Source organism: Amycolatopsis sp. cg9, from assembly GCF_041346945.1.
Classification (GTDB): domain Bacteria; phylum Actinomycetota; class Actinomycetes; order Mycobacteriales; family Pseudonocardiaceae; genus Amycolatopsis.
Map to the genome: position 1 here is coordinate 7,237,206 of NZ_CP166850.1, position 24,224 is coordinate 7,261,429.

Below are 24,224 nucleotides of genomic sequence, written 5' to 3' on the forward strand. Positions count from 1 at the left end.
GGCAGGTGTCCGGTCCGGCGTGCGGCATGCGGATCCGGCGCCCGGGTGGTGACCCGGTGGCTGGTCGGGGGTGCGGTGGCCGGGCCGGGTGGCCGATGGTCCCGGCCCCCGGCTCGCGGGCTGGGAACCGGCGGCTCGAGGCGGTCGGCACGTGCGTCCAACCGGCGGTGGTCCGGTGATCCGCCGCTGGGCCGCCGACTTCGCGCTCGGGATGCGGCTCGCGCTCGGCGGCGGAGGTGTCCGGACCGCGTGGGCTCGGCTCGCCCTGACCGCCGCCGGGGTGGGGCTCGGGGTGGTCGTGCTGCTTGCCGCGACCTCGCTGCCGCACATGCTCGGTGCGCGGGCCGAGCGGTCGGCCGGGCGGATGGCCGTCGCCGTGGCCGTCGATGGGGTCGACCCCGTCTACGCCGTCGAACGGAACGACGAGTTCCGCGGGCGCGGTCTTCAGGGGTTCCTCGTCCAGCCGACCGGGTCCCGGCTGCCCGCCGCGCCCGGGGTCGAGCGCCTGCCGGGGCCCGGTGAGGCCGTGCTTTCGCCCGCGCTCGCCGACCTGCTCCGGTCGCCGGACGGGGAGCTGCTGCGCCCGCGCTTCTCGCAGCGGGTCATCGGCACCATCGGCGACGTCGGGCTGACCGGGCCGAACGAGCTGTACTTCTACGTCGGGTCGGCGACCGTCGCCACGCAGCCGGACGCCGGCCCGGTCAGCGGGTTCGGTGGCGAACCCGCGCGGCGCGGCCTCGACCCGCTCGAACTGCTGCTGGTCGTGGTCGGGGCGACGACGTGCCTCGTGCCGGTGTTCGTCTTCGTCGTCACCAGCACCCGGCTCGCGGCCGCGGCGCGGGACCGGCGGCTGGCCGCGCTGCGGCTGGTCGGCGCGGACCGCGGCCAGGTGCGCCGGATCGCCGCCGGTGAAGCGCTGCTCGGCTCGTTCGCCGGGCTCGTCGCCGGCGGTGCGCTGTTCCTGCTCGTGCGCGCGCTCGTCCCGCGGATCACCGTGTCCGCCTTCCGCGGCGGCATCTTCGCCGCCGACGTCGTGCCCGACTGGCGGCTGGCTCTCCCGGCCTTGCTGGCCCTGCCGCTGCTGGCGTGCGCGGCGGCCGTCTTCGCGCTGCGGAAGGTCGTCGTCGAGCCGCTCGGGGTCGTCCGGCGCGGGACGCGGGTGCGGCGGAAACTGTGGTGGCGCCTGCTGCCCGCGGTCGCCGGCGGGGTGCTGCTGGCCGTGCGCGCCGGGGCCGGGGACACGCTCGACCCCGCCGTGATCGCCGGTGTCGTGCTCGTCCTCGCGGCCGTGCCGCTCGTGCTGCCGTGGCTGGTCGAGCGGGTCGCGGGGGCGCTCGGCGGCGGGTCGCCCGCCTGGCTGCTGGCCGTGCGCCGGCTCCAGCTCGACAGCGCGACGGCGGCGCGCCTGGTCGGCGGCATCGCCGTCGTGCTGGCCGGATCCATTGCGCTGCAAGGGGTCTACGCCCGGGCGGAGAGCGACCACCCGCCCGCCGGTGAGGTCCAGGTGCTGGCGACCGCCTTCGCCACGAGCCTCGCCGACGTCCAGGCGTTCACCGCCGCCCTCCACGCCCAGCCCGGGCTGGGCGACGTTCCCGTGGAAACCCGGGGGCTGGTGCGGAACGCGGCGGGGGAGCAGTCCTCCGTCGTCGTGGGGTCGTGCGCCGAGCTCGCGATCGCGGGCTGCCGCGACGGCGACGTCTACGCGGTGGGGCCCGGGGTGGTCGCGCCCGGCGAGCGGATCTGGTTCGCCCGCCGCACCGGTCCTCCACAGTGGACGGTGCCGGCGGACCGCTACCACGTGCGCACCGGCGAAGGGTCGGGACTGCTCGTCACGACCGGCGCGCTGGCCACGGCGACGAGCGTCGGCCTGAGCTCGAACGCGCGGATCCCCGCCGCCGGCGCCGATGCCGTGGAGCGCGTGCGGAACGTCGTGGGCTGGAACGGCATCGTCGCCTCGCTGGGCACCGAACGGGACGGCACCTACGCCCTCATCACGCGGGTGCTGGCGGTGGGCTCGGTCCTGGTGCTGCTGCTCGCCGCGGGCAGCCTGCTGATCGCGGCGTGGGAACAGCTGCGCGAACGCCGGCGCAGTCTCGCCGCGCTGATGGCCAACGGCGTCGGGCGCGGGGTGCTCGCCCGGTCCCTGGTGTGGCAGCTGGCGATCCCGGTGGTGGTGGCGGTCGCCGTCGCCGTGCTCGCCGGGCTCGCGCTGGACTGGCTGCTGCTCACCTGGGTGGTGCGCCGCCCGATGGTGGTCGACCTGGCGACGATCGGCGTGCTGACGGCGACCGCGGCCGCGGCGGTGCTGTTGGTGACCGCCGTGACACTGCCGGTGCTGTGGCGCACCGCGAGTCCGGAGCACTTGCGGGAAGAGTAACGGAACCGGTTGCGAGGCAACGGAATCCGCGCCGACCGCGCGGTAGGTACGGCGATGCTGCCCGAAGGGGCGCCCTCTTCGCCGTGGTGGCGCCGCCCGGATCTCGGCGATGGTGGACGGGCAGATGTCCGCCGAGCCGAGTTTCGAGGCAGCCGATGCGCACCATGTACGACGCGCTCACCGCGCGCAACATCCTGAAGAAGGACCGGCGGCCCGTGCTGGTGGCCGGGTACGTCGACCGGATCAAGCTCGCGCCGTGGACCGACGCCGACTGGGAGCTCTTCCCCGACGCGCTGAAGGTGCGCATCGTCAAGAAGGCATCCACCGACGACGGTCACGTCCTCGACGTGGAACCCGGTGACGCGCGGCCCGAGGAAGCGCCCGGCTGGGCGGCGATGCGGCGCCGGTCGGGGTTCGCGCACCCAGTGATCTACTGCAACCGGTCGACGTGGCCGAAGGTCAAGGCCGCGTTCGCCGACCAGGACGTCGAACCGCCGCTGTACTGGATCGCGACCGCCACCGGGCGCCGCGAAATCCCGCCGGGCGCGATCGCGGCGCAGTACCTGCTCGACGTCCCGCCCGGCATCGACATCTCCGTCGTGGCGGACTTCTGGCCCGGCGTCGACGGGCCGTCACCGGCACCCCTTGCCACCGAAACCGGAGTGGAGCTCATGGAACGCATCACGGTCACCCCGCCCAACGCCGGCTCCAACACGGTCCGGCTCAACCTCTCCGGCAGCATCGGTGCCGCGGTCATCGTCCGCCCGCGGATCAACCGCGACGGCGTGGCGAAGCCGATGTGGGTCGGCAACATCTTCGCGTGGGGCTCGGACAAGGTCGGCGTCGGCCACAACCCGAAGTCCGACCCGGACTACGACGACCGCCTCACCTCCCACCGCCGGTTCTCGCTGCCGGGCGCGGTGTGGGCCGACCTCGAGTACAGCGCCGCGGAGCCGTTCGAGATCGACGTGGTCGGCTGAGGGGCTGCTTTGCGCCGGGGAGGCCGCGCTCCTCGCCTGCCCGGTGCCGCGAATGACTCATTCGGGACCTCCGAGGTCCCGAATGAGTCATTCGCGACCTCGGCCTGGGTCGCTGGGCTGCCGTCGACCCGTGACCGGGCGGGCGCTCTCCGTGCTGTGTTGACACATCCGCCCAGCCGGTGCGAGTATCAGGATTAATCCGATTGGAAACGTTTCCAAGTCCGGTATCCGAAACTGGAAACGTTTCCAGTACCTGACTCGAGGGTAGAAGCGACGATGACGTCAACACGCGCCACGCTGCTGCAGGTGGCCGAGCGCGCCGGGGTGTCCCTGGCCTCGACCTCCCGTGCGCTGCACGGGACGGGCGCGAGCCGGGCGATGGTCGAGCGGGTCCGCGCCGCGGCCGCCGAGCTCGGGTACAGCGCGGACGCGATCGGGCGGTCGCTGCGGCTGAAGAAGACCTTCCAGGTCGCCTTCGCCGTCGCGGACATCGGCAACCCCGTCTACGTCGAGATGATGCGGGCCATCCACGAGGTCCTCGAACCGCACGGCTACCGGGTCGTCGTGATGACCACCGGCGACACGGCGACCTCGACCACCGAGCTCGTCCGCAGCCTCAACAGCGGCTTCGTCGACGGCATGATCGTCAGCCCGCTGCGCACCGACGACCGGCTCATCCGCGAGATCCAGCAGGCGCCCGTGCCGGTCGTGGTGATCGGGCGGGCACTGGACGACCGGGGGATCAGCTCGGTCTCCACCGACTCCGCGGGCGGGATCGGCGCGGCCGTCCGCCACCTGCACGCCATCGGCCGCCGCCGGATCGGCTTCCTCAACGGGCCGCTCGACACCACGCCGGGCGCGTCCCGCCAGCGCGGGTTCGACGCCGCCACCGAGACGACCGCCTTCGAGCGGGTGGACCGGGAAGTCGCCGCCGACTTCACCGTCACCGCCGGTCTCGAAGCCGCGCGCGAGCTGCTCGCCCGCCAGAACCTCGACGCGCTCGTCGCGGCCAACGACCTGCTCGCCATCGGCGCGATCCGCGCGGTCCGTGAGAAGGGGCTGTCGGTGCCCGAAGACGTCGCGATCACCGGTATGGACGACACCGAGCTCGGGCGGGTCTTCCAGCCGAGCCTGACCAGCGTGTCCCTCGGCTCGACCGAACGCGGCCGGGCCGCCGCCCGGATCATGCTCCAGCTCGCCGACGACCCGGACCACGACGCCCAGCAGATCGCCGTCGGCCCGGAGCTGATGGTCCGCGAGTCGACCGGAGGTGCCCGATGACCGCGACCCTGACGCGCCCGGCCCCCGTGACCGGGAAGAAGAAGCCCGTCCTGGCGCGCACCCGGCGGCGCGAGGCGATCGCCCTCGTGCTGCCGTCGCTGATCCCGATCCTGGTGCTCAGCGTCGCCCCGCTCGTCGTCGGCATCTTCCTCGCCTTCACCGACGCGCGCCTGGTGCGCCACCCGGACTACGGCTTCGCCGGCGTGGACAACTTCGTCCGGCTCGCCGGCAACGACCTGTTCTGGGACTCGCTGCGGATCGGCATGATCTGGACCGTCGGCGTGACGCTGCTGCAGCTCGCCGCCGCGATGGGACTGGCGCTGCTGCTGAACTCCGGCCTCAAGCTCCAAGGCCTCACGCGGGTCCTGGCGCTGATCCCGTGGGCGATGCCGCCGGTCGTCGTGGCGATCATGTGGCAGATGATCTACTCGGCCAACGGCGGCCCGCTCAACGCCTTCCTCGGCGGCGTCGGCCTGCCCGACGACATCAACTGGCTCGGCGACTTCTCCACCGCGCTGCCCGCGGTGATCGTCGTCGGCGTCTGGGTCGGCATGCCGCAGACGACGGTGACGCTCCTGGCCGGCCTGCAGCAGATCCCGGCCGAGCTGCACGAAGCGGCTTCGGTCGACGGCGCCGGCGCGTGGCGGCGGTTCACCGCGGTGACGTGGCCCAGCCTGCGGCCGATCGTCACGTCGATCACGTCGCTGAACTTCATCTGGAACTTCAACTCGTTCTCGCTGGTCTACGTCCTCACCGCGGGCGGGCCGGGCGGCAAGACGATGGTGCCGGTGCTGTTCATCTACCTGGAAGCCTTCAAGAACCGCGAGATCGGCTACGCCGCCGCGATGGGCCTGGTGCTCGTCGTCGTGGTGGTGCTGCTGCTCGCCGTCTACCTGCGGTCGCAGTTCCGCGACGACCGCGCCGCGAAGGGGCGGTGACCATGCGCGTCCTCGTGCGCCCGGCCCAGTACGCGGCCCTCGCGCTCTACATCCTGTTCCTCGGGTTCCCGTTGCTGTGGCTCATTTCCGCGTCGGTGAAGTCGTCGGGCGAGCTGAACTCGCTGACGGTGAGCCTGCTGCCGGGCGAGTGGCACTGGGACAACTACACCGAAGCGCTCAGCAAGCAGGGCCTGGTCCGGTCCGCGGCCAACAGCCTCGTCGTCGCGCTGGCCTCGACCGCGCTGTCGGTCGTCATTGCCGTGCCCGCGGCCTACGTCCTCGCGCGGCTCAAGGGCAAGGTGCGTGCCGCCGGTGTCGGGTGGATCCTGGTCAGCCAGGTGTTCCCGGTGGTGCTGATCATCCTGCCGCTGTTCCTCATCCTGCGGACGCTCGGCCTGGCCGACAACCTCGCCGGCCTGACGCTCGTGCACACGACGTACATGCTGCCGTTCGCGCTGTGGATGCTGCAGGGCTACGTCGCCGCGATCCCGGTGGAGCTCGAGGAAGCCGGGGCGATGGACGGCGCGAGCCGGCTGACCGTGCTGCGCACGATCGTCTTCCCGCTGCTCGCGCCCGGCGTCGTCGCGACCGCGATGTTCAGCTTCGTCTCGTCGTGGAACGAATTCTTCTTCGCGCTGGTGCTGCTGCAGTCGCCGGAGAACTACACCCTGCCCATCACCCTCACCATGTTCGTCGGCGGGGAGGGCAAAGTCGCCCTCGGCCCGCTCGCCGCGGGCGCCGTGCTCGCGGCCATCCCCAGCATCGTCTTCTTCGGCATCCTGCGGAAGAAGCTCACCAGCGGCCTGATGGCCGGGGCGGTGAAGGGATGAACCCCCTGTCCCACAACGGCTCTGCCCCTCAAAATAACGTTCGAAAGGTCGGTCGATGAAGACACGACGCACACTGGTCGCCGGCGCACTCACGGCCGTCGGACTGCTGCTCACCGCCTGCGGAGGCGGGGGCAGCGGCGACGGCGGGGACGGCCCGGTCTCCCTCACCTTCCAGTCCCTGTCCGACCAGCCCGCCGCCATCGCCGCGACGCAGAAGATCGTCGGCGACTGGAACAAGGCCCACCCCGACGTGCAGGTCAAGATCGTGCAGGCGGGCTGGGACGGCGTCTACGACAAGCTGATCACCCAGTTCAACGCCGGCTCGGCGCCGGACATCGTGCACTACGAGGCGGCCGGGATCGCGCCGTTCGCCACTGACGGCTTCCTCGCCGACCTCACGCCGTACCTTTCGGCCGAGAAGCGCGCGGACATCCCGAAGGGCGTCCTCGACTCGGTGACGGTCGACGGCAAGGTGATCGCCCAGCCGACCGAGCTGCAGTCCTATGTGGTCTTCGCGAACAAGACCCAGCTGCAGCAGGCCGGCGTCACGATCCCGACCGGCGCCTCGATGACGTGGGACCAGCTGCGCGAGATCGCGAAGGCGACGACCAAGGACGGCAAGTTCGGCCTCGGCTGGGGCCTGTCGAGCCCGACGGCCGCGTTCGTCGCGCTGGCGCCCGGGTTCGGCGGGAAGTACTTCGAGGGCACCGGCACCGACGCCAAGCTGACCGCCGGGCCGGGCGAGCAGGCGCTGCCGCAGCTCGTCGACGCGATGGCGCACCAGGACCACTCGATCCTGCCGGTCACGCTGACGCAGTCCGGCACCAAGGCACTGGCGCCGTTCTACGCGGGGCAGATCGCGATGACCGTCCAGGGGTCCTACCAGGCGGCCAACATCGCCAAGGACGCGCCGAAGGGCTTCGACTGGGTGGTCCTGCCGCCGCTGGCCGGCTCGGCCGGGCCCGCGCAGGCCGCGAACCCGCAGACGCTGTCGGTGAACAAGGACTCGGCGCACGTCAAGGAGGCCGCGGAGTTCGTGGACTTCTTCACCAGCACCGAGAACCTCGCCGCGATCAACGAAGCCGACGCGCTGATCCCGCCGACGACATCGGCGCGGCAAGCGCTGGCCGCGAAGCTCGCCGGGAAGAACGGCTGGGACGCGATCCTCGCCTCGGGCGAGCACCTGACCTCGGCGCCCTACCTGTTCGCCGGCAAGTACGCGCAGTGGAAGGACACCGTCGCGACCCCGGCCTACCAGCAGTTCCTCGCCCAGAAGATCGACGCCGCCGGCCTCGCGAAGCAGCTCGAGGACGGCTGGAAGAACGTCAGCAAATGACAGGAGCGGATTCGTGACCTGGCTGGAAGACCGGGCCGTCGCGGTGATCACCGGTGCGGCCGTCGGGGACGCCCTCGGCGGCGCCACCGAAGGGTGGACACCCGAGCAGATCGAAGAGCGGCACGGCGGCCGGGTGACCGGTGTCGTCGGGCCGTGGTACCCGGACTGGCGGACGGCCCGCCCGATCGCGCCGTACCACAAGGGCGACGGGCACGTCACCGACGACACCCTCATGACGCGGGCGCTCGTCGAGGTGTACGCGAAGCGCCGCGCGCACCTCGACGCGTACGCGATGGCCGAGGACCTGGTGCCGCTGATGATCGGCGAACCGCGCTGGGTACCGGAGCTGGAGTCGACCGCGCTGCTGCTGCAGCGGGTCTTCCTCGCGGAGAAGTGGATCGTCGCGAGACTCCACTACGGACACGTCGACCCGCGCGAAGCGGGCGTGGGCAACGTGGTCAACTGCGGCGCGGCGATGTACGTCGCCCCGGTGGGCGTGGTCAACGCGGGCGATCCGCGGGCCGCGTACGCCGAGGCGATCGACCTGACCGGCGCGCACCAGTCGAGCTACGGCCGCGAGGCGGCGGGCGTGCTGGCCGCGATGGTGGCGGCCGCGGTCGCCCCGGGCGCGTCGCTCGACGACGTCGTGGCGGCCGCGCTGGACGTGGCCCACGACGGGACCGCGGCGGCGGTGCGCGCGGTCGTGGAGACCTTCGGTGACCGGTCCGTCCCCCCGGGCACCGACGGGGAAGAACGCGCGCTGGCGGCTCTCGTCCGCGAGACCGTCGCGCCGTTCGACTCGGTCGGGCCGCGCTACCGGGAGATGTCGATGGACGCGCGGCGGCCGTCGCGGACGAAGTCGATCGAGGAGCTGCCCGCCGCGCTGGCGTTCGTGCTGGCGCACCGCGGCGACTTCCGCGGCGCGGTGCTGGCGGCCGTGAACTACGGGCGCGACGCCGACTCGATCGCGGTGATGGCGGCGGCGATCTGCGCGGGCCTGGGCGGGACGGCCGTGGTGCCCGCCGAGTGGGTCGACGAGATCGGCGACGCCAGCCGGATGGACCTGCGCGAAACCGGGCACCTGCTGGCGTCGGCGGCGGTGGACATCCTCAAGGCCGACCGCGAGCGGGCCGCGGCGAGGGCCGCGTTCCTGGAGGCGACGGCGTGAGGCTGACCTGGGCCCAGCCCGAGGACCTGCTCCCGCACGAGCTGGTCCAGTCCGCCGCGGAGGGCAAGGACGTCGCCGCGGCGCGGGCGCGGTGGATCGCGGCGGGCGGTGATCCGGTACCCGCGGTGAGCGGCGCCGGGCCCGCCGCGCCCGGGCTGCGGGCGCTGGCGCGGGAACTGCTGGACTCGCTGGACGCCCCGGCGCCCGAGCCGGAGCCGGTCCTGCCCGCGGCGCCTTCGCTGCCGCGCGGGTCCCGCGGCCGCGAGCTGGACGCGTGGACCGGCCGGGCGGCGGGCTGCCTGCTCGGCAAGCCGGTGGAGAAGATCCCGCGCGAGGGGATCGAGGAGATCCTCCGCGCCACCGGCCGGTGGCCCCTCGACCGGTGGTTCACCGCGGTGGGACTGCCCTCGGAGGTCGCCGGGCGGTGGCCGTGGAACCGCCGGTCGGCCCCGACGTCCCTCGAGGAGAACATCGACGGGATGCCCGAGGACGACGACCTCAACTACCCGATGCTGGCGCTGTCCCTGGTGGAAGAGCGCGGCCGGGGGTTCACCACCGAGGACGTCGCCCAGCTGTGGCTGGACAACCTGCCCGCCGGGCGGGTGTTCACGGCGGAGCGCGCGGCGTACCGGAACCTCCTCGACGCGCGCGCCGTCCCGGAGACGGCGACGTACCGGAACCCGTTCCGGGAGTGGATCGGCGCGCTGATCCGCGCGGACGTGTTCGGCTGGATCTGCCCGGGCGACGTGCCCGCCGCGGCCCGGCTGGCGTGGGCCGACGCGCGGCTGAGCCACACGCGCAACGGCGTGTACGGCGCGATGTGGGCCGCCGGCCTGGCCTCGGCGGCGATGGTGTGCGACACGGTGGACGAAGTCCTCGACGCGGCGACGGCGGCGATCCCGGCGTCGAGCGACCTGGCGGAAGCGGTCCACTTCGGACGGTCGGCGGCTTCGGACGGCGATGTCGCGAGCGGACTCGACCGGCTGCACGCGGCGTACGGGCACCTGCACTGGGTGCACGTGCTCAACAACGCGGCGACGATCGCGTACGCCCTCGCGAAGGGCGGCGGCGAGTTCGGGCCGAGCGTGGCGATCGCGGTGACGGCGGGCTGGGACACCGACTCGGCGGCCGCGACGGTCGGGGGAGTGGTGGGCGCGCTGAGCGGCCTCGACGAGTACTGGAGCAAGCCATTGGACGGGCGGATCGCGACTTCGCTGCCGGGCGGGGAGCGGCGGATCGCGGATCTGGCGGCCCGCACGGCGGCGCTGGCGGAGGCGGGACGATGACCGGGCGGGTCGTGGTCGTCGGCTCGGCCAACGTGGACCTCGCCGTCGACGTGCCCCGGCCGCCGAAAGCGGGCGAGACCATCCTCGGGGACCGCCTCCGCCGCAGTCCCGGGGGCAAGGGCGCGAACCAGGCCGTCGCCGCCGCGCTGGCCGGGGGTGCCGACACCAGCTTCGTCGGTGCGCTCGGCGAAGACGAAGGCGCCGACCTGATCCTCGTCTCCCTCGGCGGCGCCGGCGTCCGCACCGACCTGATCGAACGCGCCGAAGCGCCCACCGGCACCGCGTTCATCACCGTGGCCCCGGACGGCGAGAACGCCATCGTCGTCGCCCCGGGCGCCAATGACCACGTGAAGATCGGGGCCGCGCAGGCCGACCGGATCGCCGAAGCCGACGTCGTCCTGGCCCAGCTGGAAATCCCGCTCGACGTCGTCGCGGCCACTGCCGCGGCCAAGCGGCCCGGTGCGCTGGTGATCCTCAACGCGGCGCCGTCGCGGGAACTGCCCGGCTCGCTGTGGGAGGTCGTCGACCTGCTGGTCGTGAACGAGCACGAGGCGGCCGACCTCGCGGGCGAGCCCGAGAAGCTGCTCAAGCGCGTGCCGGCGGTCGTCGTCACGCTCGGCGGCGATGGCTGCGTGGTCCTCCGCCGCGACGAAGAACCCGTGCGGATCCCCGGGATCCCGGTGGACGTCGTGGACACCACCGGCGCGGGCGACACCTTCTGCGGCGTCCTCGCGGCGGCCCTGGCCCACGGGCACCGCCTCCCCGAGGCCGCCCGGCGGGCCGGCGCGGCCGCCGCGCTGGCCGTCACGCGGCCCGGGGCCCAGGCCGCCGTCCCCACCGCCGGAGAAGTCGCGGCGCTCGAAGGAAAGGCACGATGACCGCCAGTTTCGACCCGCTCGTCCCGCGGCCGATCGACCGGCCGACCGAGGTGCGCGGCCCACTGTCCGCATTGGACGAGGCGAAGATCTTCGCCGCCCCCGCGAACCCGGCGGACCGGCCCGCGTGGCGCGCGAAGCTCCACGAATGGCGCGAGGACGCCCGCGAGCGTCACGGCTACACCGGCGCCGCCTACGCCCGCCCGCAAGCGGCCTGGGCGGCGTCCTGCCACTCGGTCGCCCAGGTCTGGCTCTGGGACGAGCTGCTCTACTCCTTCGCCGAACACCGCTTCACGCCTGAACGCTTCCTCGCCGACGCGCGGGCGCGCTTCGGCGGGCTGGACGCCGTCGTCCTCTGGCACGCCTACCCGGTGATCGGCCTCGACGACCGCAACCAGTGGGACTTCTACCGCGACGTCCCCGGGCTCACCGAGCTGATCGCCACCCTGCACGAGGAGGGCCTGCACGTCTTCGTCGACTACAACCCCTGGGACGTCGGCACCCGCCGCGGCGAGGACGACCTCACCGAACTGGCCGCCCTGGTCAAGGACCTGAAAGCCGACGGCGTCTTCCTCGACACGCTCAAGAAGGCCGAGCCGGACTTCGTCGACCGCCTCGAGGCCGCCCGGCCCGGGATCGTCCTCGAAGGCGAATCGAAGCTCGCCGTCGAGCGGATCGAGGACCACGCGGCGTCGTGGGCGCAGTTCTTCGCCGACTCGCCCGTGCCCGGCGTCCTGCGCGCCCACTGGTTCGAGCGGCGCCACATGCAGCACCACGTCCGCCGCTGGCACCGCGACCACAGCGAAGAACTGCAGTCGGCGTGGCTCAACGGCGCCGGCGTCATGGTCTGGGAGGTCGTCTTCGGGGTCTGGGTCGGCTGGTCTCCCCGGGACGCCGCGACCGTCCGCCGGATGGTCACCCTGCAGCGCCTGGCGAAGGACCTCCTCCTCGACGGCGAGTGGACCCCGCTGGCCGAGCTGCCGCCCGAGGCCGAAGCCGCCGGCGTCTACGCGTCGAAGTGGGAACTCGGCGACCGGACACTGTGGACGCTCGTCAACCGCGGCGGCACCGACTACCACGGCCCGCTGCCCGGCACCGACCTCCTCGGCGGGGTCCCCGCCCGAGGCATCGGCGCGACGGCGGACGGCTGGCACCCCGAGCTCCCGGACCTGCCGCACGACCCGGACGCCCGGTTCCCGCACCGGATCGCGGTCCGCATCCGGCCACAACGGACCACCGGCGTACCGGACGAAGACGCCGTCGTCGTCCCGGCCGGGCCCTACGTCCTGACCGTGCGGTACCGCGCTCGCGAGACCGGCATGTACCAGGGAGCGCCCTACGTCGACGAATGGAAGCCGCTCCCGCCGCGCCTGCACGACGCCCGCACGCTGCAGCGGGAAGGCGAACTGACCACCTCGGTGGCGGTGGCGGCGACCGAAGTGACCAACGCGCAGTTCGCGGAGTTCCTGGCCGCCACCGGCCACGAGTGGGAGCGGAAGCACGCGGGCGCCGCGGACGAGCCGGTCACCCACGTCGACCTCGACGACGCCCGCGCGTACTGCGCGTGGCGCGGCGGCCGCCTGCCGACCGAGGACGAGTGGCAGCTGGCGGGGGACCGCCTGCGCCGCGGCACCCCGGCCGTGTGGAACTGGACCGAGAGCGAGCACTCCGACGGCCGGACGCGGTTCGTGCTGCTCAAGGGCGGCAGCGACCACGTGGCCGCAGGCTCGGAGTGGTACCTCGAAGGCGGCCGGAAGGGGCCCGAGTACACCGTGAAACTCCTCCTGCCCGGCCTGGGCCTCGCCCGGAGCGCGACGGTCGGCTTCCGCTGCGCCTGGGAGGTGCCCTCGTGACCGTCTCCCGCGATCCCTCCGCCGGGGCCCTCGCCGGCCTGCGCGTCGTCGACGCGTCCACGCTCTTCGCGGGGCCGATGGCCGCCATGCACCTCGGTGACATGGGTGCCGAGGTGATCAAGGTCGAGCACCCGCGCAAACCGGACCCCGCCCGCACCCACGGCGCCGCGAAGGACGGCGTCAACCTCTGGTGGAAGACGCTGGGCCGCAACAAGCGCACGATCACCGCCGACCTCGGCAGCGAAGGCGGCCGCGAGGTCTTCCTCGCCCTCGCGACCACCGCCGACGTCGTGATCGAGAACTTCCGCCCGGGCACCCTCGAGCGCTGGCACCTCGGGTACGAGGAACTGGCGAGCTGGAACCCGAAGCTCGTCCTCGCCCGCGTCACCGGCTTCGGGCAGACCGGCCCGTACCGCACCCGGCCCGGCTTCGGCACCCTCGCCGAAGCGATGAGCGGCTTCGCGGCGACCACCGGGGAGCCCGACGGCCCGCCGACGCTCCCGCCGTTCGGCCTGGCCGACGGGGTCGCGTCCCTGGCCACGGCGTACGCGATCATGGTCGCGCTCGCCGCGCGCGCGAACACCGGGCGCGGGCAGGTCGTCGACACCGCGATCATCGAGCCGATGCTGGCCATGCTCGGCCCGCAGATCACGCGCTGGGACCAGCTGCGCACCGTCCAGCCGCGCACCGGCAACCGGTCGATCAACAACGCGCCGCGCAACACCTACCGCACCGCCGACGGCCAGTGGGTCGCGGTGTCCACGTCGGCCCAGTCGATCGCCGAGCGCGTGGTCGGGCTGGTCGGCCGGCCCGACCTGGCGGCCGAACCGTGGTTCGCCAGCGGCGCCGAGCGCGCCCGGCACGCCGACGAGCTCGACGAAGCCGTCGGCAAGTGGATCGGGCAGCGCACGCGCGACGAAGTCGTCGCCGCGTTCGAAGCGGCGCAGGCCGCGGTGGCGCCGATCTACGACGCCGCCGACGTCGTCGCCGACCCGCAGTTCCGGGCGCTCGGCACGATCCACGAGATCGACGACCCCGAGCTGGGGCCGATGCTGATGCAAGGCCCGCTGTTCCGGCTTTCGGGTCACGACGGGGTCATCGGGTTCACCGGGCGCCCGCACGGCGCCGACACCGACGCGGTCCTGGACGAGCTCGGGTTCGCGCCGGAGCGCGTGGCGGAGCTGCGGGACCGGGGTGCGGTGTGACCCCGCCGCTGACGTTCCTCTACGCGCCGGCCGACCGGCCGGACCGGGTGCGGAAGGCCCTGGAATCCGAGGCCGACGTCGTGCTCGTCGACCTCGAGGACGCCGTCGCCCCGGCCCGCAAGGACGAAGCCCGCGAGAACGCCGTCCGGCTGCTCGCCGCCGGGGACCGGCCCGTGCAGGTGCGCGTCAACCACCCGAGCACGCCGTGGCACGATGCCGATCTCGCGGCGGTCGCCGGCTTGCCGCCGTCGGTCGGGGTCCGGCTGCCGAAAGCCGAGGCACCGGCGGAAATCCTGGCCGTGGCCGCGGTGCTCGGAGACCGGGACCTGCACCCGCTGATCGAGTCCGCGCTCGGCGTGGAACGGGCACTGGAGCTCGCGACGGCGTCGCCGCGGGTGGCGTCGATCGGGCTGGGCGAGGCCGACCTGCGCTCGGACCTCGGCGTGGCCGACGACGCCGGGCTGACCTGGGCGCGCAGCCGGGTGATCGTCGCGGCGCGGGCTGCGCGGCTCGCCCCGCCCGCGATGTCCGCCTACCCGAACGTCCGCGACCTCGACGGGCTCGCGGCGTCCTGCCGCGCGGGCCGGGCGCTGGGGTTCCGCGGCCGGACCGCGATCCACCCGGTGCAGCTGGCGACGATCCGCGCCGCGTTCCGGCCGACCGAGCAGGAAGTCTCGCGCGCGCGGGAAGTCCTCGCGCGGGTGGCGGGCGCGACGGCCGCCGGGGTCGGCGCGATCGCCCTGCCGGACGGGACCTTCCTCGACGTCGCCATGGTCGAGCAGGCGCGCACGGTGCTCGCCCTGGCCGACTAGTACAAGCGCGTTGTACGGATTTTGGACCCGCGTGTGGCGCACTGGCGCCCATGCGAATTCCGAAAGCGATCGTCCTCGCGCTGGCCGTGGTGGCCGGCGCACTGGCGCTGCCCGGGACGGCGAGCGCCGCCTACAGCGACCCGCTGACGACCACCACGAAGCAGAACCTGGTCTGGCACGCCACGCCGGCCGCGGCGCTCACCGCGCTGGACAACGCGCTGCCGAACGTCAGCCTCAACACCGTCGTCAACGACACCAGCTACGCGATGACCGGCTGCACGAGCGCGGAGAAGGCCGCGCTGCCCAAAGCACCGGTGGCCACCAAGTCGCTGTGCTGGGACAGCGAGCGGGCCGGCAGCACGACGTGGGTGCCCCAGGGCATCACGACGTCCGGTGACGCCGACGACGACGGTATGTGGGGCGCGGACAAGATCATCCTGTCCGGCTGGCACGGCACCGACGCGCTCGGCCGGTACAACGACGCCCGGATCCAGGCGATCAACTACAACGACCCGGCGTCGGCCGCGCACCGGATGATGTACCTGGCCGTGCCGAACAGCACCGGCAGCAGCTTCACCGCGGCGAAGGCGCACATGGGCGGGATGGCCTGGCTCGGCGACAAGGTCTACGTCACCGCCGTCGGCAACACCTCGACCGCGATCCGGGTGTTCAGCACCAAGCACATCCTGCAGCTCAGCGACACGACGTCGAACGCGATCGGCAAGACGTCCGGCGGCTACGCGGCCTACACCTACAAGTACGCGATGATGCAGATCGGCTACTACTCCTACGCGGGCGGCACGTGCAGCATGTCCTCCGACACGGGCGTGCCGTGCTTTTCGTCGCTGTCACTGGACCGCAGCACCAGCCCGGCTTCGGTGGTCACCACGGAGTACTTCTCCGACCAGGCCCTCCACGGCCGCCTCTACCGCTTCCCGATGGGCGCGGACTACCTGCTGACCGGGACCGCGACCGAGGCGTTCCGCAGCTACGTCGGCAACATGCAGGGCGTGCTGTCCCACGACGGCAAGTGGTACGTGGCCCACAGCTCGGCGACCATCAACGGCCAGCTCTGGTCCCAGACGACCACGGCGAGCACCTCGGCGACCTGCGGCTCGACGACGGCCTGCTGGGCGATCCACCCGGAGGCACTGACGTACGACTGGGCGACCGGCCTGGTCTGGTCCCAGTCCGAGTGGTCGACGGCGGACTGCGCGGCGCAGAGCCAGACGTGCGGCCGGACGGTGTTCGCGGTGCCGCTGGCCTCGCTGGGCTAACCGGCCAGTAGGGACGTTCCGAGCGCCGTGATCAGGTAAAGGACCTGGCGTCCGGAGCGTTCCCGGTCGACCAGCCCGTTCTCCCGCAGGACCGCCAGGTGCTGCGAGACGGCGCTGGGCGTGACACCGAGGGCGCTGGCCAGCTCGGTCGTGGTCGCGGGGGAGCGGAGGGCTTCGAGGAGCCCGGCCCGCGCCCGGCCGAGCAGCCGGACCGTGGCCCTCGCCGGGGGCCGGGTGCCGGCCGTCCACAGCGCGCCGCGGCCGCGGGCGGGGTAGCGGACCGTCGTCTGCGTGGAGGTGTTCCGCTTGACCAGGACGTGCGGCGAGCCGAGCACGACGGGGATGAGGACGAGCCCGCCGGGCCCCCGGTTGACCGGGCGGACGTCGTTCAGCAGCAGCTTCCCCTCGTGCCAGCGCAGGTTCGGGTGGAGGCCGGCGAACAGCTTCTCGGCCCCGCCCGTGGCCAGCGCGCGGGCGCGGTGGGCGACGTCGGCGTCGAGGACGGCCCGGATCCGCGGCCAGTGCGGCGCCACCAGCCGGTCGTGCGCCGCGCGCAGCTCCGCGGCGATCACCCGCAGGCCGGCCGCCGGGCGGGCGGCGAGGTCGGCGGCGGGCCCGGGGAGCTCCGCGCCGAACACGCGGGTGAGGCTGGCCCGGACCTGGCGGGCGGTCGTGCGCCGCAGCGCGGCCAGGTCGTCCTCGATGGACGGACCCGAGTTCTTCGGCGCGGGCACCAGGAATTCCGGCCAGCCGGGCCGGTCGTGCACGAGCAGCGGCCACGTCCAGGCGAGGTCCAGGGGTTCGCGGGCGAGCTCGCCGGAAGCCCAGCGCAGCCACGGCAAGGTGGCCGCCTGGCGGTCGCGGCCGCCGAGCTGTTGCAGGCACGCCACGGTTTCCGACAGCGGGGAGACGGCGAAGCGGGTCGCCGCCAGCTCGGCGACGTCGAGTTCCACCGTGAGGACCACGGTCCCGAGTATGTAGCACCGCGCTAAAAGGTGTCCGGCCGCGGCGAAGCGCCGAAGGATCCCCGGTTGTGCCCCGGCTGCCTTATCGGCGTCTGTGGTGGGCGATCGGCGTCGACAACCTCGGCACCGGGGCGGTCACCGCGGCGATGCCCCTGCTGACCGTGACGGTGACGCGCGACCCCCGGCTCGTGTCCTTCGTCGCGACCGCCGCCGCTCTGCCGTGGCTCCTGCTGGCCCTTCCCGCGGGCGCACTGGCCGACCGGCACGACCGGGCCACCCTGATGTGGCGGGCGCAGGCGGGCCAGGCCGCACTGGCCGGGGTGCTCGCCGTGGTGGCCGCCTGCGGCGGAGCCGGCGTGCCGGTCCTGGCCGTCGTCGCGTTCGGGCTCGGTACGGGAGACGTCGTCTTCGGCACCGCGGCGCAGGCGATCCTGCCGGACCTGCTCCCGCCGCCCGACCTGCCGCGGGCGAACGGCCGTCAGCAGGCCATCACCACGGTCGCCCAGCAGTTCGCCGGGCCACCTCTGGGCAGCGCGTTGTTCGGCGTCGCCGCCGCGTGGCCGTTCGGGCTCGACGCCGTCTCGTACGCGGTGTCCGCGGCGGTGGTGGCGACGCTGCCCCGGCGAGCCCGCGGCGGTGCGCGGCGCTCCGGCGTCCGCGAGGGGCTGACCTGGCTCCGCCGGCACCGGTTGCTGCGGACCCTCGCCGTCCTGCTGGGCGTCAACGCTTTCTGCGGCCAGCTCGCGGCCGTGACGCTGGCCCTGCTCGCCACCGAGGTGGTGCACGTCGGCGCCCGCGGCTACGGCGTGCTGCTCGCCGGCGCGGCGGTCGGCAGCGTCCTCGGCGGGCTGGTCAACGCGCGCCTCGTGGCCCGGATCGGGACCCGGGCGGCGCTGGTGACGGCGCTGACCGTGAACGCCGGCGCGTTCGCCGGGATCGGCCTGAGCCCGGCGGCCGTCCCGATGGGGGCGTTCCTGGCCGTGTCCGGCTTCGCCACGACGCTCTGGAACATCGTGGCGATCGGCCTCCGGCAGCGGCTCGTGCCGCCCGCGCTGCTCGGCCGCGTCACCGGTGCCTACCGCCTGCTGGGCTGGGGACTGATCCCGGCCGGCACCCTGGCGGGCGGGCTGGTCGCGCACGGCCTGGGCCTGCGCGCGCCCTACCTGGTCGCGGCCGTCGTGCGCGGGCTCGCGCTGGTGCCGGCGCTGCCGATCCTGCTGCGCGAGCTCCGGGACACCGTCAGGTGACCGGCTGCGGCTCGGGCTCCGGCGCCGGCGGGGTGGCCGCGGCCCGGCGCCGCCCCCACCGCGCCTTCGCGCGCCGGTAGAGCGGGGGCGCCGCCACCACGCACAGCGCGAGCGCCGCGACGTCCAGCAGGTACGCCGCCAGCCACACGTGCTTGGCGATCTCGAAGTAGCCGTCGCCGACCACCGACATCGTCACGATGCCGAGCGCGCTCGTCACCGCCACGCCCGCGACAGCGCCGTAGCGGGTCGTCGCCGCGCGGTGGCGGCGCAGCAGGGCCGGCACCGTCGCGGCCAGGCCGAGCAGGACGAGCAGGACCGGCCACCACCACAGGCCCATGCTGTCGAGCCACGCCTGGAACGTCGTCGCGTCACCGCCCATGTCACCGCTGACCGGGGCCGAATTGTCCGGGGGCCGGGTCGCCGCCGTCCACGGCTCGTCCGGCAGGTAGGGCAGGCTGCGCCCGAGGGTGGCCTGCAGGCCGGTGCCGATCGCGGCCACCAGCGCGCCCGGGTTCGCCAGCAGCAGGTCCCAGACCTTGTGCTTGACCGTCGCCGGGTCCTCCAGCAGCACGTCCGAGCCGTTCAGCGCCTCCGGGCCGTCCGGGTAGTACGCGTGCCCCGCGCTCTGCTGCGCCTCCGCGGGCAGGCCGAGCCGGGCCGCCGAGCCCGGCAGCTCGACCAGGCCGAGGGTGTAGACCACGTTGACCGCGTTGACGTCGGCGTAGTTGCGGTCCTGCCAGGCGAGGTTCGCCCGGATCGGCGCGATGAGCTCCAGCACGAGCAGGATCGCGAGCACCGGCCCGACGATCCGGCCGGACCACCAGCGGCCCCGCCCCGGCCGGGCCGCGGTCACCGCGCACACGAGCACGGCCAGCACGAACAGGGGCAGGAACCCGATCTTCGCCAGCCCGCCCACGACCCCGCCGACGGCGACGAGGCCGAGCGCCGCCAGCCGCGCGAAGCCGTCCTCGGCCTTGGTCGCGGCGATGACCGCCAGCCCGCACAGCAGCGTGTACGCGCCGAACAGCCCGGCGGGCTCGGCGAAGGTCGAGATGAACAGCCGCGCGAAGGACGGTTCGAGCAGGGGGAGCAGCGGCGGGAGCAGGAAGAGCAGGCGCCGGGTGCCGCGGGCCTGCACCGCCCAGGCGGCCGGCAGCGTGACCAGGAAGACCAGGAGCACGTACAGCCAGCCCAGCTTGACGAGGCTGAACGAGCCGTCCCCGCCCGCGACGGACTCGAAGAGCACCGCGGCGCTCGACGGCTGCGGGTCCGGGCACGGCGTGCCGCGCCCGAAGTCGAGCACCACGCCGCCCAGCCAGCTCGCCTTGTGACCCGGCGTGGCCGGCGTCAGCCCCGGTCCGCAGAACAGCCGGTACCCGTCCCCGTTGTCCCCGGCGCCGGTCGGTGTACCGCCCAGCAAACCGAGGACGAGCGCCAGCACGAGCGCGGCGATCGCCGCGGTCGCCGTGGCGATCCCCACCCTCTTCATGCCGGTCAGCGTAGGTGGTCGGTCCGTCCGGTGGTTCCGGAACTCCCGATTTCCCCTTTCCGCGCCGGCGTGCTCAGGCGCCCGGGTGACCGCACGCGTAGACGTTCGCCGAAGCGAGCGCGACGCAGGCGGGACAGGTGTTCACCGGCCGGTCGCGGCGGCCGTAGTAGGGGTGGCGGGCGCCGCACAACGCCGTGAGCACGTCCCCGGGCCGGGGCTCCGGGTGGCACCGGGGGCAGAAGGCGTGCGCGGCGCGTTCGACGTCGGTGCTCATGGCGCCGGAGTACCCCTGGCGGCGGTGCGCCAACCGAGCACCGGCTTGCCGCCGGTGAAGCACCAGATCGCGATGACCGGGTCGCAGAGCGCGCAGCCGAACGACGAATCGTGCGCGAACGGCAGGATCGGCTGGCCCTTGAGGTGGTGCACGACGTCCCAGCCCGTGTGCAGCAGCCAGCCGATGCCGATGAACGTCCACGAGTCGAGCCCGCGGAAGGCCACGTACGTCAGGACGGCGCAGAACACGAGTTCCCACGGCCCGAGCGCGCCGCCCGAAAGGTACGCGGCGCCCGCACCGCCGACGACCACGGCGTTGAGCCGCCGCCGGTGGGCTTCGGGGACGAACGAGTTGAGCCCGGCGTAGAGGAGGCCGATCAGGATCGGCGCGAGGATCTCGATCACGCCGGAAACGCTAGGAACCGGCGGCCCGCCGGGCCAGTGGCTGTCCGGCCACCCTCCGCCGGGTTCTCGCCAGCGGCGCCCGCTCCGTAAGGTGTGGACCGGGAACGATCAGGGTGGGCTGGATGAACGTGAAGGCGGACCGCGCGAGTGCGACGCGGGAAAGCATCCTCGTGACGGCGGAGCGGCTCTTCGCCGAGCACGGGGTGCATGTGGTGTCCAACCGGCACATCAGCGAGGCGGCCGGGCAGGGCAACAACGCGGCGGTGAACTACCACTTCGGCACCAAGGTCGACCTGGTCCGCGCGATCGTCCGCAGGCACGCGGAACCCATGGAGCGGCTGCGCGCGGAGCTGGTCGAGGCCATCGACGGCGCCGGCGAACTCCGCGACTGGGTGGCCTGCCTGGTCCGCCCGAGCACGAGCCACCTGCGGGAACTGGGCGCGCCGACGTGGTTCGCGCGGTTCAGCGCCCAGGTGATGACCGACCCGGCGCTGCGGGCGATCATCGCCGAGGAGTCGCTGTCCTCACCGGCGCTGGCCCGTGCGGTCGAGGGCCTGGACCGCTGCCTGGACGGCCTGCCCCCGGACGTCCGCGCCGAGCGCGGCGACATGGCCCGCCAGCTGATGATCCACATGACCGCGGAGCGCGAACGCGCGCTGGCGGAGGGAACGCCCACGCCGCGGGCGAGCTGGGACGACGCGGGAACCGGCCTGATCGACGCGATCACCGGCCTGCTCCTGGCCCCGGTCTCGGGTCACGACGTCTCGTAGGCCAGCGTCAGCCAGTCCCGGACCTCCTCGTCCACATCGGACACCGCACGCAGCTTGAGCTGGTGTCCCACCCGGGCTCCGCTCGCCCAGCGCGCCGGCGCGATCCGCGCCGTTTCCACCGGGTGCGGCAGCCACAGGTACACCAGGACGTCCTTGGACCGCGGCCGCAGCTCGGCGAGCTTGTGGTCGCGCTTGAGGAACACCCCGACCTTGACGGCGTCCTCGTGCACGTCGCCGAGGTCGCGCAGGTGCCCGACGACGGCGTCGTAGACCGCGCGCTGCCACGGCGCCTTCCCGGCGAAGGTCTCCTCGACGGTGCAGCCGGGAACGCAGGTGTGCCCCTGGCGGGCGCGCGCGAACTCGCGGTCGCAGCGGGGGCAGGTCCAGCGGGTCGGCATGCCGTCTAGGATGGCACTCACCGCACCGCCGGGCCGAGCGCCGGGACCCTGGCGGCCGCGCGCACCAGCCGCCGGGCCGCCGTGGCTTGCGCTGCGCGGGCGGCAGCCGGTCCAGCAGCTCGCCCAGCGCCGCGTGCCGCCGCTCGAGGACGCGGTCCACGGGCGCGTGCCCCGGCTTCGGTGACCTCCAGGCGGGTCGGGTCAGCATGGTGATCCGGCCACCCGCACGTCATGACGACGAGCGTCAGCGGGTCGGGGGCACGATCCCGTACTCGTGGATCTTGCGGTAGATCGTCGCCCGTGAAATGCCCAGCAGCTTCGCCGCGCGGACCTTGTTGCCGTCCGCGTCCTCCAGGCAGCGCACGATGGCGTCGCGCTCGATCGACTCGAAGCGGTTGAGCGGGCGGCGGGTGACCGCGTGGAACTCCGCCGGGAGGTCGCCGGGGCGGATGCTGCCGGCGCGGCGGCGCTGGGCCACCTTGCGCAGCACCGCGTACAGCTGTCCGGTGTTGCCCGGCCACTCCGCGCGCATCAGCAGGTGCAGGGCCGCCGCCGAGCACGTCAGGCGGCCGCCGTAGCCGAGTTTGCTCAAGACCAGGGGGACCAGCTCGGCCAGGTCCTCGACGTGGTGGCGCAGCGGCGGGACCCGGACCGTGCGCGGGAACGCCTTGAGCAGCTCGGCCAGCGCCGGCTCGGTCTCCGCCTCGGGGACCAGCGTGACGACGACCCAGGGCGCGGCCGGGCTTTCGCGCAGCCGCCGCAGGACCGCCGCCAGCGCGTTCGCCGCCGGGGCCGTCAGCCGGTCGGCGTGGCGGACCACCAGCGTGCGGATCGGGGTTTCGGCGTGCTCGCGCAGCAGGGCGTCGCCGTCCAGGGCGCCGGCCGCGTCGACGGTGACCAGCCGGGCCGCCGGGTGGTGCCGCTGGTGCAGGCCCTTCGCCAGGGTCAGCTTGCCGGTGCCCGGCTCGCCCTCCAGCGCGACCCATTCGCCGCGCTGGTGCCCGGCGTCGAGCTCGTGCCCGCAGCGCAGCCACAGCGGGGCCGAGCCGACCACGCCCGGCAGGTACATCGGCAGCATCGGCGTTGACGCGGCGAGGGTCTCCTCGGCCTCGATCAGCTTCACCGACAGGACGCCGCCCGCGGTGTCGGTCTCGCGCTGGCCCGGGACGCGGCGGCAGAACACCCGGACCCGCAGGCCGCTGGACAGCGACAGCGTCGCCGGCGTCCGCCGTCCCTCGGCCAGCGCCTCCGTGGCGTGGCCGAGCAGCACCGACTGGTCGGCCGGGTCGAGCAGCTGCCGGGCCCGGTCGTTCATCATCACGATGTCGTCGTTGAACGCCAGCACGATGCCCGTCCACCGGCGGCACGTCTGCAGGTAGGCCTGGAAGAGGATCATCTCGCGCAGGTCGCTGTGCCGCAGCAGCGCCTGGCGGATCTGCTCCGCGGTCGAGCGGGCGAGCGCGATGAGCAGCCCGCCCGCGTCCTTGTGCCAGCAGGTGAGGTCGACCGCGCCGATCTTCTTGCCGGAGATCGGGTGGTGGATCGGCACGCCCGCGCACGCCAGGTTCTCCAGGTGTTCGGCGTAGTGCTCGTGGCCGAACACCGTCGTCGCGCGGCCGTCCTCCAGCGCCGTGCCGATGCCGTTGGTCCCGACGGACTGCTCGCCGTAGCTGAACCCCGGTACGAGCTCGACGCGCTCCAAGTGCCGTCGCAGGTCGGCGTCGCCGGTCCGCTGGGTGAGCACGACCCCGGCCGGGTCGGTGAGGATCAGGCTGATCGGCTGGCCGTCGAACTGCTCGCCGAGCTTGTGCAGCACCGGCTCCGCGCCGCGCATCAGCGGGATGTCGAGGTTCTGGTCGCCGAGGTAGTGCGGGTCGATCCGGTCGGCCTCGACGCGGAACTCCCGCGAGCGCCGCCAGGAGGCCAGGATCGTCTGGCGCACGACACCGGGCGGCACCGCTTCGGCGGTCAGGAAACGCACCCGGGTGCGGGCGAGCTCGTCGTCGGCGAGCAGGGTGCCGGGCGCGTTCTCGTCCACGTGACCTCCAGTTCCCCGCGGCCCACGTGGGTGCGGGCACACCCGTTGTGCCGCCCGTCCAGCCTAAGCGTCGCCCGCCCGCACCGGTGTCTCAAATTGAGACGCCCCGCACCCGGGCGGCGGCGGTGCCATGGGGGCATGGCCGCCGAGACGTACAACCCCTGGACGATCGTCAACCTGGTCTTCACCCACCTGGCCGAGGCGGGCCTGCACCCGACCCTCGGCGCGGAAGGTCACCCCGGAGAACCCGCCGCCGCGCTGCTGCGCGCGCTCGGCATCGTCCCCACCGTCGAGGGCGACGGGCGCGTGCAGGCCGGCGTCCACGAGGAGCTCGCCGCGTTGCGCGCCCGGGTGCTCGGCGCGACCGAAACGCCCTGAGCAGCGGTTCTGTCTCAGATTGAGACCCGCGTCACCCGCGGCC

The 24,224-nt window shown here is 73.7% G+C and carries 22 protein-coding genes; 16 read left to right on the forward strand and 6 right to left on the reverse strand.

Translation table 11 applies throughout. The features are described 5' to 3' along the window. Positions 1-175 precede the first annotated feature (175 nt). From AB5J73_RS33820 to AB5J73_RS33880, 13 genes are all read left to right on the forward strand, one after another. Positions 176-2,377: an FtsX-like permease family protein gene (locus tag AB5J73_RS33820; RefSeq protein WP_370962830.1), complete on the forward strand. Its 2,202-nt coding sequence runs from the start codon at positions 176-178 to the stop codon at positions 2,375-2,377. A 155-nt stretch (positions 2,378-2,532) separates the two neighbouring features. Beyond that, positions 2,533-3,357 (forward strand): hypothetical protein, encoded by an 825-nt coding sequence (locus AB5J73_RS33825; RefSeq protein WP_370962831.1) that lies wholly within the window; start codon positions 2,533-2,535, stop codon positions 3,355-3,357. 276 nt (positions 3,358-3,633) lie between these two features. Further along, positions 3,634-4,638, forward strand: a complete 1,005-nt coding sequence (locus tag AB5J73_RS33830) for a LacI family DNA-binding transcriptional regulator (RefSeq protein WP_370962832.1) — start codon at positions 3,634-3,636, stop codon at positions 4,636-4,638. Beyond that, the gene (locus AB5J73_RS33835; protein WP_370962834.1) at positions 4,635-5,576 is read left to right on the forward strand and encodes a carbohydrate ABC transporter permease; all 942 of its coding nucleotides are present in this window, start codon (positions 4,635-4,637) and stop codon (positions 5,574-5,576) included. The genes AB5J73_RS33830 and AB5J73_RS33835 overlap by 4 nt, the downstream gene beginning before the upstream one ends. Before the next feature lie 2 nt (positions 5,577-5,578). After that, on the forward strand, positions 5,579-6,406 hold the full coding sequence (locus tag AB5J73_RS33840) for a carbohydrate ABC transporter permease (protein WP_370962835.1): 828 nt from the start codon (positions 5,579-5,581) through the stop codon (positions 6,404-6,406). A gap of 55 nt (positions 6,407-6,461) precedes the next feature. Next, on the forward strand, positions 6,462-7,742 hold the full coding sequence (locus tag AB5J73_RS33845) for an ABC transporter substrate-binding protein (RefSeq protein WP_370962836.1): 1,281 nt from the start codon (positions 6,462-6,464) through the stop codon (positions 7,740-7,742). Positions 7,743-7,755: 13 nt separating this feature from the next. Further along, positions 7,756-8,910, forward strand: a complete 1,155-nt coding sequence (locus tag AB5J73_RS33850; RefSeq protein ID WP_370962837.1) for an ADP-ribosylglycohydrolase family protein — start codon at positions 7,756-7,758, stop codon at positions 8,908-8,910. Beyond that, a complete protein-coding gene (locus tag AB5J73_RS33855; protein WP_370962839.1) occupies positions 8,907-10,196 on the forward strand; it encodes an ADP-ribosylglycohydrolase family protein in 1,290 nt (429 codons plus the stop codon). The genes AB5J73_RS33850 and AB5J73_RS33855 overlap by 4 nt, the downstream gene beginning before the upstream one ends. Further along, complete coding sequence (locus AB5J73_RS33860; RefSeq protein ID WP_370962840.1) at positions 10,193-11,074, forward strand: ribokinase; 882 nt, start codon at positions 10,193-10,195, stop codon at positions 11,072-11,074. The genes AB5J73_RS33855 and AB5J73_RS33860 overlap by 4 nt, the downstream gene beginning before the upstream one ends. Beyond that, complete coding sequence (locus tag AB5J73_RS33865; protein WP_370962841.1) at positions 11,071-12,924, forward strand: formylglycine-generating enzyme family protein; 1,854 nt, start codon at positions 11,071-11,073, stop codon at positions 12,922-12,924. Before AB5J73_RS33860 ends, AB5J73_RS33865 begins: the two co-directional genes overlap by 4 nt. Then, positions 12,921-14,129: a CaiB/BaiF CoA transferase family protein gene (locus AB5J73_RS33870; RefSeq protein WP_370962842.1), complete on the forward strand. Its 1,209-nt coding sequence runs from the start codon at positions 12,921-12,923 to the stop codon at positions 14,127-14,129. The genes AB5J73_RS33865 and AB5J73_RS33870 overlap by 4 nt, the downstream gene beginning before the upstream one ends. After that, positions 14,126-14,941 (forward strand): CoA ester lyase, encoded by an 816-nt coding sequence (locus AB5J73_RS33875; RefSeq protein ID WP_370962843.1) that lies wholly within the window; start codon positions 14,126-14,128, stop codon positions 14,939-14,941. Before AB5J73_RS33870 ends, AB5J73_RS33875 begins: the two co-directional genes overlap by 4 nt. 50 nt (positions 14,942-14,991) lie before the next feature. Beyond that, the gene (locus AB5J73_RS33880) at positions 14,992-16,218 is read left to right on the forward strand and encodes a hypothetical protein (protein ID WP_370962845.1); all 1,227 of its coding nucleotides are present in this window, start codon (positions 14,992-14,994) and stop codon (positions 16,216-16,218) included. Here the strand turns inward: AB5J73_RS33880 and AB5J73_RS33885 are convergent. Further along, positions 16,215-17,183, reverse strand: a complete 969-nt coding sequence (locus AB5J73_RS33885; protein WP_370962847.1) for a DUF5937 family protein — start codon at positions 17,181-17,183, stop codon at positions 16,215-16,217. The two genes, AB5J73_RS33880 and AB5J73_RS33885, sit on opposite strands and share 4 nt — an antisense overlap. Before the next feature lie 68 nt (positions 17,184-17,251). Between AB5J73_RS33885 and AB5J73_RS33890 the strand changes: the two genes are divergently transcribed. Beyond that, positions 17,252-18,430, forward strand: coding sequence for an MFS transporter (locus tag AB5J73_RS33890; protein WP_370962849.1), 1,179 nt, complete (start codon positions 17,252-17,254; stop codon positions 18,428-18,430). Here AB5J73_RS33890 and AB5J73_RS33895 read toward each other — a convergent pair. The 3 genes from AB5J73_RS33895 to AB5J73_RS33905 form a co-directional block, all read right to left on the reverse strand. Beyond that, on the reverse strand, positions 18,423-19,919 hold the full coding sequence (locus AB5J73_RS33895) for a hypothetical protein (RefSeq protein ID WP_370962850.1): 1,497 nt from the start codon (positions 19,917-19,919) through the stop codon (positions 18,423-18,425). The two genes, AB5J73_RS33890 and AB5J73_RS33895, sit on opposite strands and share 8 nt — an antisense overlap. Positions 19,920-19,992: 73 nt before the next feature. Then, positions 19,993-20,193, reverse strand: coding sequence for a hypothetical protein (locus AB5J73_RS33900; protein ID WP_247023784.1), 201 nt, complete (start codon positions 20,191-20,193; stop codon positions 19,993-19,995). Then, positions 20,190-20,597, reverse strand: coding sequence for a DUF6010 family protein (locus tag AB5J73_RS33905; RefSeq protein WP_370962851.1), 408 nt, complete (start codon positions 20,595-20,597; stop codon positions 20,190-20,192). Before AB5J73_RS33905 ends, AB5J73_RS33900 begins: the two co-directional genes overlap by 4 nt. Positions 20,598-20,719: 122 nt before the next feature. On the opposite strand from AB5J73_RS33905, the gene AB5J73_RS33910 reads away from it, so the two are divergent. Further along, positions 20,720-21,367 carry a TetR/AcrR family transcriptional regulator gene (locus tag AB5J73_RS33910; protein ID WP_370962853.1) on the forward strand — a complete coding sequence of 216 codons (648 nt, stop codon included), beginning with the start codon at positions 20,720-20,722 and terminating at the stop codon, positions 21,365-21,367. On the opposite strand, the gene AB5J73_RS33915 is transcribed toward AB5J73_RS33910, so the two are convergent. Together AB5J73_RS33915 and AB5J73_RS33920 are read right to left on the reverse strand one after the other, a co-directional pair. Further along, the gene (locus AB5J73_RS33915) at positions 21,352-21,765 is read right to left on the reverse strand and encodes a DUF5655 domain-containing protein (RefSeq protein ID WP_370962854.1); all 414 of its coding nucleotides are present in this window, start codon (positions 21,763-21,765) and stop codon (positions 21,352-21,354) included. The genes AB5J73_RS33910 and AB5J73_RS33915 overlap by 16 nt on opposite strands. A gap of 244 nt (positions 21,766-22,009) precedes the next feature. Then, complete coding sequence (locus AB5J73_RS33920) at positions 22,010-23,803, reverse strand: sigma-54-dependent Fis family transcriptional regulator (RefSeq protein WP_370962855.1); 1,794 nt, start codon at positions 23,801-23,803, stop codon at positions 22,010-22,012. A gap of 138 nt (positions 23,804-23,941) precedes the next feature. On the opposite strand from AB5J73_RS33920, the gene AB5J73_RS33925 reads away from it, so the two are divergent. Further along, on the forward strand, positions 23,942-24,181 hold the full coding sequence (locus AB5J73_RS33925; protein ID WP_370962857.1) for a hypothetical protein: 240 nt from the start codon (positions 23,942-23,944) through the stop codon (positions 24,179-24,181). The last annotated feature ends 43 nt before the right edge of the window (positions 24,182-24,224 follow it).